A 16,520-nucleotide genomic window follows, 5' to 3' on the forward strand; every position below is an offset into this window, starting at 1 on the left:
TGGTCATCCGCCTACGACTCGCTTGAGGACGCTCACGAAGAGCGGCGCCAGCACGGCGAGCGCGTAACCGAAGGCGGCGGCCTTGAACGCCGCCTTGGCCTTCTGAACCTCGCCTGGATCACCGCCCGCCACCAGGTAGCGCAGACCGCCGATGGTGAGCATCAACGTCGCCAGCGTTGCGAGCAGCCCGATCAACCAGTTCCGGAGGTTGGTGAAGACCGTGTTCAGGTCTGTCGGCGCGGCAGCCGCGGCAGATGCGGCCAGCGCGTTCGTCGCTACCGCGGCCGTCATCAGTACGGCACCTGCCGCCATGAACAGGACCCAGACGGAAGCCCGCCACGCGTGAGGTTGGCCAATCGGCGGCACTGTGGCCCGCCATACGACGCGGTGAAAGCAGCCGAGTATGCCGGGCCAGAGGTGAGAGGAAATCCGCGCGAAGCCGCGGGTAACGCCGCTGCCTCCTTCCAGGCCGGTTGCCGTTGTCGTGTCCGCACTTCCCTGGCCCTGTGCAGAAGCCATGTGTCCCTCTCCCTCCGAGCCGGCGGAAGGAGTGGTTGAGGAGGGGCTCACCAGTCGGATGTCTTGCTCCTGGCCATCTGTGGCTGGCGCGATGTCGCTGGTGTGCGGGAGGTTGGCAGTCGATTCCGGCGTCCGGAGAGGTACGTCCTCCAGACGCGTCAAGCTGATCAGCTCTGCGTCCAGGTCACTGAGCAGGCCTTTGGCCACCGCGTCGATCAGCACCAGGTCGGGATGAGGCCACGGCCGTGGCGGAGGAGGCGATTCGTTCGGCAGCTGCCGCCGCTGTGCTCGGGAGGTGAGGTACCGCACGGTGCGCTCGCCCGCGTACCGAGCCGCCTCACACAGGCGGGGGCGGACACCCGGCGAGTTGAGATCCACACGCTGGAGAGCACGCAAGTAGCCGGCGAGGACTTCGGTGTCGACATCAACGGGGTCGCCGTAACGGAGATCGCGGGTGAGCGATGCAGCGATCATGCGGAGCGCTGGGATCGCCATGCCGACCGCGGCGACAGTCCACGTTGATGCGGACTCACGTGAGCGGATGACCAGCTCCCGCCAGACGGCATCCCGTGTCTCGTTGGTGACGTGCCGGCTGGTGAGGAGCAGCCGCAACTCCATGAGCCCGACCGGGCCTCTCGGCAGATCAGCCGCGAGCGCGGTGCAGTCCAAAGACAGGCCGCCGGGATTGGCCGTCAACAACCGGAACGACGTCTCTGCGGTATCGAGAGGCGATTCCGTGGCGTAGTCCGTACTCACTTTACTGCTCCAGGTCGAGAGAAGTTCGTTGTCTCGACCTGGTGTACTCATCGCCTCAGAAACGGCTCAGAAGAAATCCACGAGAGCTGTTCAGGAATTTCTCAGGCTGTCAGATCCTGGCGCACTTCTGGCGGCCGTACGGCTTCTGAGCGTCATTCACTGAGTCGGCCTCTGACGCCTTCTGAGGCGACTCTGAGTGCGCTGCTTCCCTGGTCACACGCCCTCAGGCCGTCAGCAATGGTCGGGGTGTGCGCATCCGAAGAAATGTGTCCCGACAAGCAACGGAGAGCCGGAATGAGATCGGGTAATCGAGCGGGCGGAGCTCTATCTGGCCGCGAACGAATCACAGCAATACGAGATCGCCGCGCCATACCCGCAGAGCTGAGTTGTCCGCAGGGATCAGCGGGTTTTCTTTGTCCCGCGGTTCCTCTCTCCCCATCGCGGACACCCAGCCAAGCCCATCACCACGACACCCGGCGCGGTCGCCTAGGCCCATCCCACGGACTCGCCTCCGACGCGCACCGCACCCCTACAGACCCCAGAAGTTCTACGAAAGGACCGAACGACTATGAAAATCCGCATCGATGGCAACCGCGCCGAGATCACCCTCGGCATGATCCGGCTCCGCGAGATCTTCACCGTGACGTCGATGTCACGTGCGTACCCGGACCGGGCTCGGCGCCGGCAGTACCGGGTGTACGTGAACCTCATCCCGCGCGAGATCAAGACGGGCTGACCCGGCATCAAGACGAACGCACGGTGACCCGCCACTGCTGCCGCTGTAAGGGGACCGGCGTACAAGGCGCCGGCAACGCTCGCCGCGACTGCGACGGGACCGGAATCGACAACTGCGGCGCATAGCGCCGTGAGCACCCCGGCCTGGCCACACATCCGCCAAGATCCGCGCCAGGCCGGGGCCATCCCACACCAGATCACTGGATAGGACGGAACCCATCTTGCCCAACTCACGCAATCCACACGAGGACACCGTCCTCGTCCTCGTCTGCTGGGAGAACGCCGACAAGGACTACTCAGTCGGAGACGTGCCCTTCGGCGCCGCCATCACGGATAACCGGCTTCCGGAATCGGACGGTGGCGCCAAATGAGCCAGCGTGACGATCTGCTCACCGTAAATCAGGTCCTGGAAGAGTTGGGCGGGGTCTCCCGGCGCACCTTCTACCGCTGGCGCGAACTCGGTCGCGCGCCGATATGCGTACGCCTCCCCAACGCCGAACTCCGCGTATGGCGAAGTGATCTCCTCGCCTGGCTCGACTCCCAGCGGGAGGCGGTGTGAACACAACCTATGACGTGAAGCTCGGAGGGATTCAGCAGCGGGAGAACCGCTCTACGCCCACCTTCATTGCTCGCTGGCGAGTGGCCGGCAAGGCGAAGTCCAAGAGCTTCCGGACCAAAGGCCTCGCCAACGCCTTCCTCTCCGACCTTAGGCAGGCGACCAAGCTGGGCGAGGAGTTCGACATCGCCACCGGCATGCCCTTGTCGATGCTCGCGCCGCAGTCCACGGGTCCGTCATTCCTCGAGTTCGCACAGTCCTACGTTCTCCGTCGCTGGCGCACTTCGGCGGCTCGGACCAGAGAGACGGATGCCTACGCGCTTCTGTCTCTGATCCCCGCACTCGTGACCGATGCAGCACGTCCTCCCGCTGCAGATGATTTGCGCGAGGTGCTGCGGATTCATGCCCTCCTCCCTGAGGACCGACGAGCCGAGCTGTCCACTGCACAAGCTGCGGCCTTGAGCTGGCTGCAGAAAGCGTCCCTCCCACTGTCAGCGATGGGGGAGCCGGCAGTTCTCCGAACGGCCATGGACGCCATCTCGGTCACCTTCACCGGTGCCGCAGCGGGAGCGAACACCATACGACGCAAGCGGGCCATCCTTCACCACCTGCTGGAACACGCGGTCGAGCAGAAGGTGTTCACCAGCAACCCGCTGAACGAGATCAAGTGGAGGGCACCCAAGACCGTCACGCTCGTCGATCCACGCACCGTGGTCAACCCAACCCAGGCGAGGCAGTTGCTCGACGCCGTCGCCAATGTCGGTCGTAAGCGCGGTCCCCGGCTCAAGGCGCTTTTCGCCTGCATCTATTACGCGGCTCTCCGACCCGAGGAAGCGGCAGACCTCCGGGTGGACAACTGCACCTTGCCCGAGTCGGGGTGGGGTCTGATCGTCTTGGAGCAGGCACGACCTCAGAGCACGAAGCGCTGGACCAACTCCGGTGAGACACACGAGTCACGCTCCTTGAAGCACCGTGCAGACAGGGAGACCCGAGAGATCCCGATCCCACCGGTCCTCGTGACCATGCTGCGCGAGCACATCGCCGAGTACGGCACCGCCGCAGACGGCAGGATCTTCTGTACGCGGACGGGCGGCACCTACTCCAGCTCCGCACACTCCTACGTCTGGCAGGAAGCTCGCAAGCGCGTCCTCACACCGGCACAGGTCGCATCCTCGCTCGCCGCCCGCCCCTATGACCTGCGCCATGCTGCGGTGTCGCTCTGGCTCAACGCGGGCGTACCGGCGACCGAGGTGGCCAAGCGTGCCGGCCACAGCGTCGACGTCCTGCTCCGGGTGTATGCGAAGTGCATGGATGGCCAGCAAGAGCATATCAACAGCAAGATCAACGATGCATTGGAGCCATGAGACTAGCTTTCTCCAGGTAGGGCGCTGCCGAGCTGGGAACGCCTAACTTGGCAGCGCGAGCCGCAGAGCGCTTATCGTGTCCTCAACCACACCCGCTGCTGTCAGGCGATCTTTTACGAACTGATCCGCGTAGGTGGCATCTATCAGGTTCACAAAGGTCACCCAGTCCGACCCGTCGGAGCATGAAGCCGGTCCGCGGCGGCCTATGGCCCCAGCCCGATAATCAAGCAACGAAAGTTGGCGATTGTCACGGCTTCGCCTCACTTCGATGCGAAAGCGAAACAGCTATTTCAGCAACTCCGTGAGCTTCTCGATATCGATTTTGCCTAAGAAAACGAGGGTAACTCCAAGTAGTGGCACCGTCAATGCGGCAAGACTGCCGACAAAAGTTAATGCACCCTGAATGCCCATTGTGGCTTGTGAGAATATCCTTGAAATCCTACCAGGGGGCTTTGTGGATTGCATGGCTATAGGCATTCCATTGTCATCAAATGCGGAAACAAGCAACGTGAGATCGTCGTAGGGGGCGACGCTTTTAGGTCCTGTAAAGATGACTAGTACTAGCTGCAGGATCTCATGGAGGCGAACTGGAAGGTGTGCGCCAAAATTCGGCCTCATGAGAAAATCCTTTAGCGTTGCTGATACCCCGCGCAGCGTAGTTGCCATGGGGTGTGGTGTGAAGCCGGGCTTCTGTTGCGCGTCTAGTCGATTCGCTGCGTCGTCAAGTAAGCCCACAATAGTCGTAAGATCTCTTCTCAGGGAATAGTTGGGTTCTGGGCTAAGATCAATCGACCCTTCTTCGAGTTGTCCACCCTGAGGCTCAATCGGATCAAGCAGCTGTGCAAGCCGCACGGATATTTCCATCGCAGCCCAGCGATCTTTTAGTCGGCCAACAATCCAATTGGCTAAGACTGTTGGGGGCACAAGAATCGCCATGGACAGCAATATGCTTGCGTAGCCATCTTTGCCCCAGTTAAGCAAGGACGGGAGTTGGCTGCCAAGCAAAATGGGCATTACCGCCCATATTTGACATATAGCTACAACAATCGTTGCGGTGCGAACGTGTGCTAGCCAGAAGGCATCCAGCGCTAAACGATTCTTACTTCGTCGCCCTAATGCGTCCGGCAATTTTACTCGTTCATATCTACCATAGTGCTTAACTGATGGTCGGGCGATATATCCAAACCCGCGAAAGAATAGCCAAGCTCCAGTAGCGGCACCTAAGGCTGCTAGAATTGGAATCGCCTGCAGGGCAACGTCTTTTCGCAGCCCTAATTGAGTCCATAATGGGCCAACAATTAGTGCCTCAATGCCGAGAGTTAATCCCGTAAAGAACCAGCACATGAATGGTACGGCCAGAAGCAGCGAATGGAGGTGTAGTAATTCGATCGCGGCACCCCAGCCCTGTCTGCATCGATGTGTTACATCGCGAACATATGGCCCTAGACCACGTCGGATTCCATAACGCCTCAAGAGGAGAAATGAGGGAGTGCAGGCGAACTCATAATGGAAGTACCGCATTAGGCTTCCAATGACAAAAACCATGCTAGTGGCCCATATTGCCAATAGGGCACAGATTGCTATATATGCAGCAAATGCTGCCAACCCAACTGCGACAGAGCTCACAGATGTCGATTATCGGACACCATGGCTTCTGGGCGCCGGGTTTCCTCAAGATGAGTCTCCGTCAGTCCACTACAGCCCTGTCGGCGGCGTTACCGACCCCGACCGAGGATCGACCCATGACTGCCGGAGCGCCTGTCGACCCAGTTCCGCCAAGGAGCAAGTGCGTCAGCCCACCGAGGTCGAGCAGGCGTTCGGGGTCGCCATCGTCGACCTCATCGACATAGCGATATCGACAGAGGAGTTCATATTCAGCTACATCAACGGCTTCCACAAGCCGCGCTCTCACCACTCCGAGAACGGGTACCTCAGCTCACAAATTACGAGCGTCGGTAGGTCATGCCCGCCCAAGAAGACGGCTGTGCCGCCCCGTAGCCGTCGCTTTCGCCCTGGACCTGGCCAAACGGCCCGAACTGCTGGTCATGGGCGAGCCGGTCGCTTCGCTCGACCTGCTCGCTCGCCGTGAGTTCCTGCAGGGGCTGACGGAGAAGCCCTGGCGTGTTGACAGAGCCAGGGCAAATCCACTGGCTGAACCTGCGGGAGGGGCCCGACAAGGGCTGATGCGCGGTTCGGTCCGCAGGGGTACGTATCAGTCCATCGTTGGGACGTGACCGCTTAGGGCGACAGTCGCTCTTGCTCGTCCTGTTTGGTGGTCGACGTGGAGGAGTCGCCATGATCATCCCCCGTATGTCCCCTGATCATGGTCCTACGGCTGCATATGGCTGCTCGGGGTGGCTCACCAAGCAAAAGACCTGCGGTAGAGGAACCGCAGGTCAGAGGGTGAACCCCAAGGTCAAAAGAGTGCCCCCGGCAGGATTCGAACCTGCGGCACCCGCTTTAGGAGAGCGGTGCTCTATCCCCTGAGCTACGGAGGCGTTGATGCGCTCTGTAAGCCTAGCGAAAGGTTGGCACAGTGCGCGCCTCCATAGGGGTGTGGTTCGAAGCTGATGTGTCATCACCATCCTGAGCTGCGGTAAAGCCCTGGCAAGTGGGCGCGTCTCCGCTCGAACCCGCTGGCTACCGTCACTGTTCGTGACCGGATTGCGACGCAAATATGTCCGTGGGCTGCGTCCCGTGGTGCTCGTCGTGGGGTTGATCGCGCCCGCGATCCTCGCCTCAGGCATGCTGATGGCCGATGTCACTGGCTTCGAGGCCACGGCCAGGGGTGCCACGAACACGGCGGCCCTACACGCACAGGCCGACTCGCAAGCAAAAGCCGACCTTGCCCGCAACACAGAGCCCACCGATTCCCGCAGCCGCCAAGAAGGCCCCACTGCGGGCGTCGCCATCGCCGCTCCGGACGTCGTGGCTCCGGGCGCCCCACCGATTGTGCCGGTGGCAGAGGCCGTGCAGAGCGCGGTCATGGAGCCGACGCTGATGTCGGCGCCTCCGGGGCCGGCTCGGCTCTACGGGCAGCTTGTCGTCGTTCGCCGACCTGAGGAGACGGCTGCCCAGCCGGCCGTGATCACCCGGCCAGGCCAGGCGTCCTCGGCCCAGCCGTCCGATGAGCCCCATGAAGGCCTTACCTGCGCCCTGGACTGGAAGGACACCTGGCTCTGGGACCTGTGCCGGGAAGACGGCGGCAAGGCCGCTGAACCCGCCGTTGAACCTCCTGCCGAACCCGCCGATACACCCGCCAAAGAACCCGCCACAAAAGCAACCACCAAAGCAACCATCGAAGAACCGGCCAAAGAACCCACCAAAGAGTCCGCCAAGACGAGCGCCACACCAGCCCCAGGCGACTCGGACAAGAAGTCGCAGACCGGCAGTTAACGTCTTCGCCGACCGGGCCCGGGCACCCTTCCTGCTGTAGTAACGTGCGTGCCTGGGCCGAGTCACGAGTTCGTAAAAAGAGGAGTTGATCGTGCCATCTCCTCGATCAGCCGGTCTGATCGCGGCCGCTCTGGCGATGACCTCCATAGGTGGTGTCCAGGCGAGCAATCCCCACATGGTCCCCGTCGCCTCCGTCAGGGCAGCCGCCGCTCCCAAGCCGGGCAGCCTGACGGCGCTGCGCAAGCAGGCCCAGGAGGCCTACAAGGCGATCGCGGACGCCACCAAGACTCTGGACGCCCAGCAGAAGCAGTTCAACCAGACCAACAAGCAGCTCGCGGCCAAGCTGAAGGAGCTCGACAAGGCCAACAAGCGGCTGGAGCAGATCCGTCAGCCGTTGTCCGGCCTGATCGAGTCCGTCTACCAGGATCCTTCCGCCAGCGGCATGGGCCCGCTGTTCGCCAAGGGCGACGGCACCACGACCCTGCGGGCGATGAGCGACGTCGACCATCTGGCGGTCGGCCGCAACACCGTCCTCGACGACGCGGCCCGCCTCCTGAAGGACAAGCAGAAGCTGGCCGCCGAGGCTCAGGACCTGCGGTCGGCCAACCTCCTCGAAGAGGCGCAGATGAGCCACCAGGTCGACACCCTGCGCGCCAAGTCGAGTGACGTCGTCAAGACGCTCACGCAGTCGCTCACCAAGCTGGGCGTCGACGTGGACCAGGGCAACCGGGGGACGCAGGCGTGCGACCCGACCCGGGTCTCCGCGGCCGCCCAGTTCCCCAACGGGCTGCTTCCCAAGACCAGCCTCTGCCCGCTGCCGCAGAAGGGGCGCGAGCTCCGCGCCGACGCGGCGATCGCGTTCGCGGACATGAACCTCGCCTACTCCAAGAACTTCGGCAAGCAGATGTGCGTGGCCGACAGCTATCGCAGCCTCGCGTCGCAGCAGGCCATCTACTACCAGCGCCCCGGGTTCGCGGCCACGCCGGGCAGGAGCAACCACGGTCTCGGGCTGGCCGTCGACCTCTGCGGCGGCGTGCAGAACTCCGGGTCGGTCCAGTTCAACTGGATGGAGGCCAACAGCAAGCGCTACGGCTTCATCCACCCCGCCTGGGCCTACAGCAACCCGTTCGAGCCGTGGCACTGGGAGTACGACCCCAAGCTGGGCGCAAGCCTCTGACCCGCGTCATCGCGGATGGATGGCCACGGACAGCCGGGCGTGCGCCTGGGCCTGGGCGAGCTGAGCGGCTTCGGCCGAGCTCGTGGCGAGCACGAGCAGCGCGCCGTCGTCCGCCGCCTCGGTCGGTGGGCTCGACATCACGCGGACCCCGTGCGCGACGGTGACCGCCCGCACGGCACCACTCCCAGCCGGGACGCCGGCCGCGTCGTCCACGGAGCCCTCGACCACGGGGCCCTCGAACGCGGCCAGCACGTCGATCACGTCTCCCGATGAGAGCAGCCGGGCCGCGTCCGCGTCGGCGATCCGCACCGGCACGGCGACCTTGCCCGGCTCACCCGTGGTCAGTGGCCCCTGGCCGAGGAGGCGGGCGTCGGTGAGCGGCTCGCCCCGCCGCATCGGACCGGCCAGCACACGCCCCGCCACGGCCGTATTCGTGGGGAGCGCGCCGTCGGGCACCGCGCCGGGCGGGAGCCGTACGGTCGTGACGTCGGCGGCGGACAGGCGGCCGCCGACGAGATCGCGGGCAGCGACGAGGACGGCCACGCCCTGGGGCTGCCGGACGGCCGCCAGTGCGCAGGCCACCGCGACACCGGCGAGCAGCGCGGCGATCACACGACGGTGGCGTGCGAGGAGACGCCGGACCTTCATGGCACGCATGGCGGCCCGCCGGCTACGGAAGCTCGAAGGGGAGCGTGAGACCGTCCAGGGCGTCTCCGCAGGAGCAGGGACGGTCCAGGGGCAGGCCCTCGACGATGTCGCGCACCATTGAGCGCATGCGTTCGACGTTCTTGGCGAAGAAGGCCAGCACCTCTTCGTGGGTGACGCCCTCACCGGCCTCCACGCCGGCGTCATGGTCGGTCACCAGGCACACGGACGTGTAGCAGAGGGCCAGCTCGCGGGCGAGTACGGCCTCGGGGTGTCCGGTCATTCCGATGACCGACCAGCCGGCCTGGGAGTACCACTTCGATTCCGCGCGGGTGGAGAACCGCGGCCCTTCGATGACGACCAGGGTGCCTTCGTCGGCCGTGTCGAATTCGGCCTCCCGCGCCTTCGCCGCCGCCACAGCCCGGCCGGACGGGCAGTAGGGGTCGGCGAAGGAGACGTGCACGGCCCCTGCGTCGTAGTAGGTCTGCACCCGGTCGGTCGTACGGTCGACCAGCTGGTCGGGGACGACCAGGGCGCCGGGTCCGAGCTCGGGACGCAGGGAACCGACCGCGCTGGGTGCCACCACCTGCCGGACGCCGAGGGAGCGCAGGGCCCACATGTTGGCCCGGTAGGGGATGCGATGCGGGGGGAACGTGTGGCCGCGCCCATGGCGAGGGATGAAGGCCACCGACCGGTCGCCGATGCGCCCCACGGTGATGGTGTCGCTCGGCGGGCCGTACGGCGTCGCCACGTCGATCTCTTCAGCGCCTTCCAGCAGGGAGTAGAACCCCGATCCGCCGATGACGCCGATCTGCGCGCGATTGCTCATGCGGCGACCCTAACGAATCGCCGATGATCGCAAATGTGGGGCTGTGGATAACTCCCGATGCCGCCCGTGGATCAGGCGGCGGACGTGGACGTGCCGCTCGATGACGAGGAAGAGGACGACGCCGCGGCCGGAGCGGGGGTGCTCGTGGCCGAGTCGCTCTTGGAGCCGTCACCCGACGTGGAGACGGCCTTCTTCGAGTCGCTCGACGACGTCGTGGACGACGTGGTGGTGGACGAGCTCGACGACCGGCTGTCGGTGCGGTAGAAGCCGGATCCCTTGAAGACGATGCCGACCGGGGAGAAGACCTTGCGGAGCTTGCCCTGGCACTGGGGGCACTCAGTGAGCGGGTCGTCGGTGAACTTCTGGACGGCCTCCAGTTGCTCGCCGCAAACGGTACAGGCGTACTGGTAGGTGGGCACGCGCTCCTCCTGTGACTGGCACTCGACCCGTTCGACTGCTAATGGTAAGCAATCAACAAGCTCAAACGCCACTCAAGCCCGGTTTATTGCGCCATGCCCGTGCACCTAAGGGGTCAACCTAGCTCAGGCCGGTCTCGCCGTACCACCCGGCCAGCTTGCCGCGGCGGTGGACGGCCCGCAGCCGACGCTCGACATCGTGTCGCTGTGCGGCGGTGGTGACCACCAGAAGCTGATCGTCCACGCGCAGCCGGGTGGTTTCCGAGGGCACGAAGGACCGGTCTCCCCGCACGATCATGGTCACGAGCGCGTTCACGGGCAGGCGGAGTTCGAAGATCTCCACGCCGTGCATGAGTGAGCCGGTCGGGACGCGCACTTGGAGCAGGTCGGCGTTGAGCTCCTCCAGCGGCGCGGCCTCCACGTCGAGGTCGCGGGGCTCGCCTTCCGCGGACAGGCCGAGCACGCGCGCCAGATAGGGCAGCGTGGGGCCCTGCACGAGCGTGAACACGACGACGATGATGAACACGTCGTTGAACAGGCCCTTGGCGTCGGGAATCCCCGCGGCCCAGGGGATGGTCGCCAGCACGATGGGCACGGCGCCGCGCAGGCCGGCCCACGACAGGAACGCCTGTTCCTGCCACGAGACGCTGCCGATCCTCAGCGCGCGGGCGAGCGCCGCGGACGCCACGACCGACAGCGGCCGGGCGAGCAGCACGAGGGCCAGCCCCGAGACCAGTGCGGGGACGACGACCCGGGGCAGCTCAGACGGGCTGGCGAGCATGCCCAGCATCACGAAGAGCCCGATCTGGGCGAGCCAGGCCGCTCCTTCGGCGAAGCCCCTGGTGGCCGCCCGGTGGGGCAGGCGGGCGTTGCCGAGGATCAAGGTGGCGATGTAGACGGCGAGGAAGCCGCTGCCATGCAGCAAGGCCGCCCCGCTGTAGGCGACGAGCGCCAGGGCGAGCACGGCGATGGGGTAGAGGCCGGAGGCGGGCAGCGCGACCCGGCGCAGCGCGTACGCCGCCGCGGGGCCGACCGCAAAGCCGACGGCCGCGCCCACGACCAGCTCGTACGCGGTCTCGACGAGCACCGACGGCAGGCCCGGCATGGGTCCGGAGACCGTGCTGAGCATCATCACGACGATGACAGTGGGGGCGTCGTTGAAGCCCGACTCGGCCTCGAGGATGCCCGCCAGCCGTGGAGGCAGGGGCAGGCGACGCAACACGGAGAACACGGCGGCGGCGTCGGTGGAGGCGAGTACGGCGCCGAGCAACAACGAGGTCCGCCAGCTCATGTCGAGGAGCGTGTGCGCGGCCACGGCCAGCGCGACGATGCTCACCCCGATGCCGACGGTCGCGAGGACCAGGGCGACGGGTACGGCGTCGCGGACGTGGTTCCAGTTGGTCGTCAGGCCGCCCTCGGCCAGGATGACGGCCAGGGCGATGAGGCCGAGCTTCTGGGCGATCTGGGCATCCTCGAACTGGATGCCGACGATGCCTGACTCGCCCAGGAGCAGGCCGAGCCCAAGGTAGATCAGCAGGCTGGGCAGACCGGTGCGGTGGGCGATTCGCACGGACGCGATGGCCGCGATGACGACGGTGGCGGACAGGAGAAGCCAGACGTTCAAGCCCACCTGTCCCCTCCCTATCTACTACCGCCGATCTTTTCACATATGCACCAACTGGGTGATCCCAGAGGGAGTGGCGGCGAGCCGTACACGCCGGTCGTGGGGTTCGGCGGGGACACCGTCGATCAGTTCACCGTCGTGGAGGAGGGCGACCGTCGGCACGTTGGGCCCCACGCGGGCGAGCGCGCGGTCGTAGTGGCCCCGGCCTCGGCCGAGCCGTACGCCGGTGGAGCGGTCGACGGCCAGGGCGGGCACCACGATCAGGCCGGCCGTGCGGATGGTGTCCGCTCCGCGCCGGGCGTCGACCGGCTCCATGATCCCCATCGGCCCGGGGGCGAGGGACTCGGGGCCGTCGTAGACCGCCCAGTCGAGGTCGTGGTCGGGCCGGATCACGGGGAGGATCACCGTCGCGCCGTGCTTCCACAGGGCGAAGACCAGCCCGTGGGTCGAGGGCTCGGTGCCGAACGACCAATAACACGCGACCAGTCCGGCCATCTGCACCCACGGCTGGTCGAGCAGCAGTTCGCGCACAGTGGCCGCCGATTGCCGCAGGGTCTCCTCGTCGAGCCGGGCGCGATCGCGGAGGATCCGCTGACGCAGGGTCGTCTTGTCCATTGCCTGCTCCGTTAATGTTCACCCATGGCTGACTTCGATCCTGTGACCAAAGCTGTCGTTCCGGCCGCGGGTCTCGGTACCCGGTTCCTTCCGGCGACCAAGGCCACTCCCAAGGAGATGCTGCCGATCGTTGACAAACCGGCTATCCAGTATGTCGTCGAGGAGGCGGTCTCCGCCGGGCTGCTCGACGTCCTCATGGTGACCGGGCGGAGCAAGCGTTCCATCGAGGATCATTTCGACGTAGCGTACGAGCTCGAGGACGCCCTGCGCGCCAAGGGCGATGCGGAGCGGCTGTCCCAGGTCCAGCTGCCCGTCGACCTTGCGACCATGCACTATGTGCGCCAGGGCGAGCCCAAGGGGCTCGGACACGCCGTGTTGTGTGCCAAGCAGCACGTCGGGCATGAGCCGTTCGCCTGCCTCCTCGGCGACGACATCATCGACGCCCGCGACCCCCTGCTCAAGCGCATGATCGAGGTCCGCGCGACCTACGGCGGAAGCGTCATCGCGCTCATGGAGGTGCCGCGCGAGCAGGTCTCCCTGTACGGCGCCGCCGCGATCGTGCCCACCGGCGAGGATGACGTCGTCCGCATCACCGACCTCGTGGAGAAGCCGCCGGCCAACGAGGCGCCGTCCAACTGGGCGATCATCGGCCGCTATGTGATCGACCCCGCGGTGTTCGAGGTCCTGGAGAACACGCCCCCCGGCCGCGGCGGCGAGATCCAGCTGACCGACGCCCTTCGGACGCTGGCGTCCCGGAGCCCCGATGAGGGCGGCCCCGTCCACGGTGTGCTGTTCCGCGGCCGCCGCTACGACACGGGCAACAAGCTCGACTACCTGCGCACCGTCGTCCAGTTCGCCGCCAACCGGCCCGACCTGGCGCCCGAGTTCATCCCCTGGCTGCGGGAATTCCTCGACCAGGCCGGATCCTAGAGACATGAAGCAGTCCGACCCCGGTGGCCTGAAGCCGGTCGACCGCCACCTCGCCGACATCCTGACCACGGTCCAGCCGCTGCCTCCTCTGGAGGTGGATCTGGAGCGCGCCCTCGGCGCCGTGCTCGCCGAGGACGTGTCCTCGCCTGTGGCGCTCCCGCCGTTCGACAACTCGGCCATGGACGGCTATGCCGTACGGGCCGAGGACGTGGCCGGCGCGCCCGTCTCGCTGCCGGTGATCGAGGACATCGCCGCCGGCGACGCCGAGCTGCGGGCGGTCGGCCCGGGGCTGGTCACCCGCATCATGACCGGTGCCCCGATGCCCGGCGGAGCCGACGCCGTGGTGCCGGTGGAGTGGACCGACGGCGGCACCACCAGGGTCACGATCCACAAGGCCGCTCCGTACGGCCATGCCGTACGGCGGGCCGGGGAGGACGTGCAGGCCGGCGACGTGGTGCTGAGCGCGGGCACCCGGATCGGCGCGGCTCAGCTCGGCATCCTGGCGGGCGTCGGCCGGCGCCGCGTCGTCGTACGGCCCCGCCCCCGCGTCGTGGTTCTGTCGACCGGGGCCGAGCTGGCCGAGCCGGGCAAGCCGCTCGCGCACGGGCAGATATGGGAGTCCAACAGCTTCATGCTCGCCGCCGCCGTACGGGAGGCCGGGGGAGAAGGCTTCCGCGCGGGCGCCGTGACGGACGACCCGCAGGTGTTCCTCGAACGGCTCGACGCCCAGCTGGTGCGCGCGGATGCCGTCATCACCAGCGGCGGGGTCTCCATGGGGGCCTACGAGCCCGTCAAGGAGGCCCTGGGGCCGCTGGGAACGGTGAGGTTCGAGAAGGTGGCCATGCAGCCGGGCATGCCCCAGGGCTTCGGGGTGGTCGGCCCCGACAAGGTGCCGATCTTCGCGTTGCCCGGCAACCCGGTCTCGTCGTTCGTGTCGTTCGTGTTGTTCGTCAAGCCCGCGCTGCGCCGGATGCAGGGACTCCCCGCGAGCCTGCCGGAGACGGTGCGCGCCGTCACCACCTCGCCCCTGCGCTCGCCGGAGGGCCGTCGGTCCTACCTGCGCGGGGTGCTCACGGGCGAGACTGTGGCGCCCGTCAGCGGGCAGGGCTCTCACCAGCTGGCGGCACTGGCCTCGGCCGACGCTCTCATCGTGGTGCCGGAGGACGTGACGGAGCTGCCCGCGGGCTCGGAGGTCGAGGTGATCGCACTGTGAGCGAAGCCGCCGGAGGTGGCCTGACCCACATCGACGAGTCGGGCGCCGCCCGCATGGTCGACGTCTCGGAAAAGGACGTCAGCGCCCGTACGGCTCTCGCGACCGGCAGGGTGCTGCTGTCGGCGGAGGCCGTGGCGGCGCTGCGCGCCGGCGACATGCCGAAGGGCGACGCCCTCGGCGTGGCCAGGGTGGCCGGGATCATGGGGGCCAAGCGCACTCCGGACCTCGTGCCGCTGTGCCACCCGATCGCCCTGCACGGGGTGAAGGTGGAGCTGACCGTGACCGACGCGGGAGTGGAGATCGCCGCCCGCGTGAAGACCGCCGACCGCACCGGTGTGGAGATGGAGGCGCTGACGGCCGTGTCGGTCGCCGCGCTCGCGCTGGTCGACATGGTCAAGGCCGTCGACCCGGCGGCCGTCATCACCGACGTGCGGGTCGAGGAGAAGACCGGCGGCAAGACCGGAGTCTGGACCCGCGACTGAGAGGAGTGCGGCTGTGCGCGCTTTGGTGATCACGGTGTCCAACCGGGCCGCCGCGGGGATCTATCAGGACCGCTCGGGGCCGTTGCTCGCGGCTCTGCTGGCCGAGACCGGCTGCGATCCCGTCGACGGCCCGGTGGTCGTGCCCGACGGTGAGGCCGTGGAGACCGCGCTGCGCGAAGGCCTCGCCGAGGGCTACGACGTCATCGTCACGACCGGCGGCACGGGCGTCACCCCCACGGACCTGACCCCCGAATACACCCGCCGCGTTCTCGACCGGGAGATCCCCGGAATCGCGGAAGCCGTACGGCAGGTCAACAGGGAGAAGGTGCCGACCTCGATCCTGTCCCGTGGCCTGGCAGGTCAGGCGGGCTCCACGCTGATCGTCAACCTGCCGGGGTCGTCGGGCGGGGTGCGGGACGGCATGGCGGTGCTGGCCACGATCCTGGCCCATGTTGTGGACCAGATCCATGGAGGGGACCATGTGACGTGAGGGAGACCTCTCCCTCGCATGGTGCGTTGACCGTCCTCAGGTGGATGATTGACTAATGGATCGACTTCGCGGCTGGCCGGCAGTCCTGACGGAGGGTCCCATCGAGCTTCGGCCGCTGCGTATGCGTGACGTCCGGGACTGGCGGGAGACCCGGCTGCGCAACGCCGAGTGGCTGCGGCCGTGGGAGCCGAGCAACCCCGAGACGCCCCTGTTCAGAACGGGGCTCGGGCCGTACGTCTCGATGGTCGGAACCCTGCGCAGAGAGGCGCGCCAGGGGCTGGCGCTGCCGTGGGTGGTCACCTACAACGGGGCTTTCGCGGGGCAGCTCACCGTGGGCGCGGTCGTGTGGGGCTCGGCCCGTTCCGCCCAGGTCGGGTACTGGATCGACGGCGCCCTCGCGGGCCGGGGCATCATCCCGACCGCCCTCGCCATGGCAGTCGACCACTGCTTCTTCACCACCGGGTTGCACCGCCTGGAGGCAAACATTCGCCCAGAGAACCACGCCAGCCGCAGGGTCGTGGAGAAGCTTGGCTTCCGAGAGGAGGGGGTCCGCAGGCGCCAGCTCCACATCGACGGCGCGTGGCGAGACCACCTCTGCTACGCGCTGACGGTCGAGGACGTGCCGCGGGGCCTCCTGGTGCAGTGGCGCCGGACGATGGAGGCCTCCAGCGTACGGCGAAGCGAGCCCAGCCCCGGCTAGTCGATCTTCGGGGACGGTTCGCGCGGGATCGAATTACATGAACAGGTTTGACGATCTCGCGACACACCGACCC

Annotated in this window: 18 protein-coding genes, 1 tRNA gene and 1 pseudogene; 12 read left to right on the plus strand and 8 right to left on the minus strand. The window is 66.6% G+C overall.

Annotated features, from left to right (window positions below):
* Nucleotides 1-3: 3 nt before the first annotated feature.
* Nucleotides 4-1,275, minus strand: coding sequence for a hypothetical protein (locus Pth03_RS41285; protein ID WP_239118784.1), 1,272 nt, complete (start codon nt 1,273-1,275; stop codon nt 4-6).
* Nucleotides 1,276-1,843: 568 nt separating this feature from the next.
* Here Pth03_RS41285 and Pth03_RS06080 point away from each other — a divergent pair.
* The 4 genes from Pth03_RS06080 (at nt 1,844) to Pth03_RS06095 (ending at nt 3,930) form a co-directional block, all read left to right on the plus strand.
* Nucleotides 1,844-2,011, plus strand: coding sequence for a hypothetical protein (locus Pth03_RS06080; protein ID WP_203943131.1), 168 nt, complete (start codon nt 1,844-1,846; stop codon nt 2,009-2,011).
* 220 nt (nt 2,012-2,231) lie between these two features.
* Complete coding sequence (locus Pth03_RS06085; RefSeq protein WP_203943132.1) at nt 2,232-2,381, plus strand: hypothetical protein; 150 nt, start codon at nt 2,232-2,234, stop codon at nt 2,379-2,381.
* Complete coding sequence (locus Pth03_RS06090; RefSeq protein WP_203943133.1) at nt 2,378-2,569, plus strand: helix-turn-helix transcriptional regulator; 192 nt, start codon at nt 2,378-2,380, stop codon at nt 2,567-2,569. The genes Pth03_RS06085 and Pth03_RS06090 overlap by 4 nt, the downstream gene beginning before the upstream one ends.
* On the plus strand, nt 2,566-3,930 hold the full coding sequence (locus Pth03_RS06095; RefSeq protein ID WP_203943134.1) for a tyrosine-type recombinase/integrase: 1,365 nt from the start codon (nt 2,566-2,568) through the stop codon (nt 3,928-3,930). Before Pth03_RS06090 ends, Pth03_RS06095 begins: the two co-directional genes overlap by 4 nt.
* 285 nt (nt 3,931-4,215) lie before the next feature.
* Here Pth03_RS06095 and Pth03_RS06100 read toward each other — a convergent pair whose 3' ends face one another.
* Both Pth03_RS06100 and Pth03_RS06105 read right to left on the minus strand, forming a co-directional pair.
* Nucleotides 4,216-5,274, minus strand: a complete 1,059-nt coding sequence (locus Pth03_RS06100; RefSeq protein ID WP_203943135.1) for a hypothetical protein — start codon at nt 5,272-5,274, stop codon at nt 4,216-4,218.
* 1,081 nt (nt 5,275-6,355) lie between these two features.
* Nucleotides 6,356-6,428, minus strand: a tRNA-Arg gene (locus Pth03_RS06105).
* 157 nt (nt 6,429-6,585) lie between these two features.
* Between Pth03_RS06105 and Pth03_RS06110 the strand changes: the two genes are divergently transcribed.
* Nucleotides 6,586-7,326, plus strand: coding sequence for a hypothetical protein (locus Pth03_RS06110; protein WP_203943136.1), 741 nt, complete (start codon nt 6,586-6,588; stop codon nt 7,324-7,326).
* 91 nt (nt 7,327-7,417) lie between these two features.
* Nucleotides 7,418-8,503, plus strand: coding sequence for a M15 family metallopeptidase (locus tag Pth03_RS06115; protein ID WP_203943137.1), 1,086 nt, complete (start codon nt 7,418-7,420; stop codon nt 8,501-8,503).
* A 6-nt stretch (nt 8,504-8,509) separates the two neighbouring features.
* Here the strand turns inward: Pth03_RS06115 and Pth03_RS06120 are convergent, their stop codons facing one another.
* Nucleotides 8,510-9,151 carry an SAF domain-containing protein gene (locus tag Pth03_RS06120; protein ID WP_239118785.1) on the minus strand — a complete coding sequence of 214 codons (642 nt, stop codon included), beginning with the start codon at nt 9,149-9,151 and terminating at the stop codon, nt 8,510-8,512.
* A 22-nt stretch (nt 9,152-9,173) separates the two neighbouring features.
* Nucleotides 9,174-9,977, minus strand: coding sequence for an S-methyl-5'-thioadenosine phosphorylase (locus Pth03_RS06125; protein ID WP_203943139.1), 804 nt, complete (start codon nt 9,975-9,977; stop codon nt 9,174-9,176).
* A 57-nt stretch (nt 9,978-10,034) separates the two neighbouring features.
* On the opposite strand from Pth03_RS06125, the gene Pth03_RS42335 reads away from it, so the two are divergent.
* Nucleotides 10,035-10,241 carry a hypothetical protein gene (locus tag Pth03_RS42335; protein WP_308442339.1) on the plus strand — a complete coding sequence of 69 codons (207 nt, stop codon included), beginning with the start codon at nt 10,035-10,037 and terminating at the stop codon, nt 10,239-10,241.
* A 14-nt stretch (nt 10,242-10,255) separates the two neighbouring features.
* On the opposite strand, the pseudogene Pth03_RS42340 reads toward Pth03_RS42335, so the two are convergent.
* From Pth03_RS42340 to Pth03_RS06140, 3 genes and pseudogenes are all read right to left on the minus strand, one after another.
* Nucleotides 10,256-10,468: pseudogene (locus Pth03_RS42340) on the minus strand (FmdB family zinc ribbon protein); the annotation flags it as partial.
* A 46-nt stretch (nt 10,469-10,514) separates the two neighbouring features.
* Complete coding sequence (locus Pth03_RS06135) at nt 10,515-12,023, minus strand: potassium/proton antiporter (RefSeq protein ID WP_203943141.1); 1,509 nt, start codon at nt 12,021-12,023, stop codon at nt 10,515-10,517.
* A gap of 33 nt (nt 12,024-12,056) precedes the next feature.
* The gene (locus Pth03_RS06140) at nt 12,057-12,632 is read right to left on the minus strand and encodes a 5-formyltetrahydrofolate cyclo-ligase (protein WP_203943142.1); all 576 of its coding nucleotides are present in this window, start codon (nt 12,630-12,632) and stop codon (nt 12,057-12,059) included.
* Nucleotides 12,633-12,656: 24 nt separating this feature from the next.
* Here Pth03_RS06140 and galU point away from each other — a divergent pair, with 24 nt between their 5' ends.
* From galU to Pth03_RS06165, 5 genes are read left to right on the plus strand one after another with little or no spacing between them, the layout of a single operon-like run.
* Nucleotides 12,657-13,562, plus strand: coding sequence for a UTP--glucose-1-phosphate uridylyltransferase GalU (galU, locus tag Pth03_RS06145; protein ID WP_203943143.1), 906 nt, complete (start codon nt 12,657-12,659; stop codon nt 13,560-13,562).
* A 28-nt stretch (nt 13,563-13,590) separates the two neighbouring features.
* A complete protein-coding gene (gene glp / locus Pth03_RS06150) occupies nt 13,591-14,775 on the plus strand; it encodes a molybdotransferase-like divisome protein Glp (protein ID WP_203943299.1) in 1,185 nt (394 codons plus the stop codon).
* Nucleotides 14,772-15,257 carry a cyclic pyranopterin monophosphate synthase MoaC gene (gene moaC, locus Pth03_RS06155; protein ID WP_203943144.1) on the plus strand — a complete coding sequence of 162 codons (486 nt, stop codon included), beginning with the start codon at nt 14,772-14,774 and terminating at the stop codon, nt 15,255-15,257. Before glp ends, moaC begins: the two co-directional genes overlap by 4 nt.
* A gap of 13 nt (nt 15,258-15,270) precedes the next feature.
* Complete coding sequence (locus tag Pth03_RS06160) at nt 15,271-15,747, plus strand: MogA/MoaB family molybdenum cofactor biosynthesis protein (protein WP_203943145.1); 477 nt, start codon at nt 15,271-15,273, stop codon at nt 15,745-15,747.
* Between the two features lie 55 nt (nt 15,748-15,802).
* A complete protein-coding gene (locus Pth03_RS06165; RefSeq protein ID WP_203943146.1) occupies nt 15,803-16,447 on the plus strand; it encodes a GNAT family N-acetyltransferase in 645 nt (214 codons plus the stop codon).
* The last annotated feature ends 73 nt before the right edge of the window (nt 16,448-16,520 follow it).

Origin of the sequence: Planotetraspora thailandica, from assembly GCF_016863335.1 — a bacterium.
In the GTDB taxonomy this organism is placed as follows: domain Bacteria; phylum Actinomycetota; class Actinomycetes; order Streptosporangiales; family Streptosporangiaceae; genus Planotetraspora; species Planotetraspora thailandica.

Bases quoted from the DNA above. Each gene is read 5' to 3' on its own strand.
- Pth03_RS06080 (WP_203943131.1), top strand. From the start codon at position 1,844: ATGAAAATCCGCATCGATGGCAACCGCGCCGAGATCACCCTCGGCATG.
- Pth03_RS06090 (WP_203943133.1), top strand. From the start codon at position 2,378: ATGAGCCAGCGTGACGATCTGCTCACCGTAAATCAGGTCCTGGAAGAG.
- Pth03_RS06100 (WP_203943135.1), bottom strand. From the start codon at position 5,274: ATGTGCTGGTTCTTTACGGGATTAACTCTCGGCATTGAGGCACTAATT.
- Pth03_RS06120 (WP_239118785.1), bottom strand. From the start codon at position 9,151: ATGAAGGTCCGGCGTCTCCTCGCACGCCACCGTCGTGTGATCGCCGCG.
- Pth03_RS06125 (WP_203943139.1), bottom strand. From the start codon at position 9,977: ATGAGCAATCGCGCGCAGATCGGCGTCATCGGCGGATCGGGGTTCTAC.
- Pth03_RS42335 (WP_308442339.1), top strand. From the start codon at position 10,035: ATGCCGCCCGTGGATCAGGCGGCGGACGTGGACGTGCCGCTCGATGAC.
- Pth03_RS06140 (WP_203943142.1), bottom strand. From the start codon at position 12,632: ATGGACAAGACGACCCTGCGTCAGCGGATCCTCCGCGATCGCGCCCGG.
- galU (WP_203943143.1), top strand. From the start codon at position 12,657: ATGGCTGACTTCGATCCTGTGACCAAAGCTGTCGTTCCGGCCGCGGGT.
- Pth03_RS06165 (WP_203943146.1), top strand. From the start codon at position 15,803: ATGGATCGACTTCGCGGCTGGCCGGCAGTCCTGACGGAGGGTCCCATC.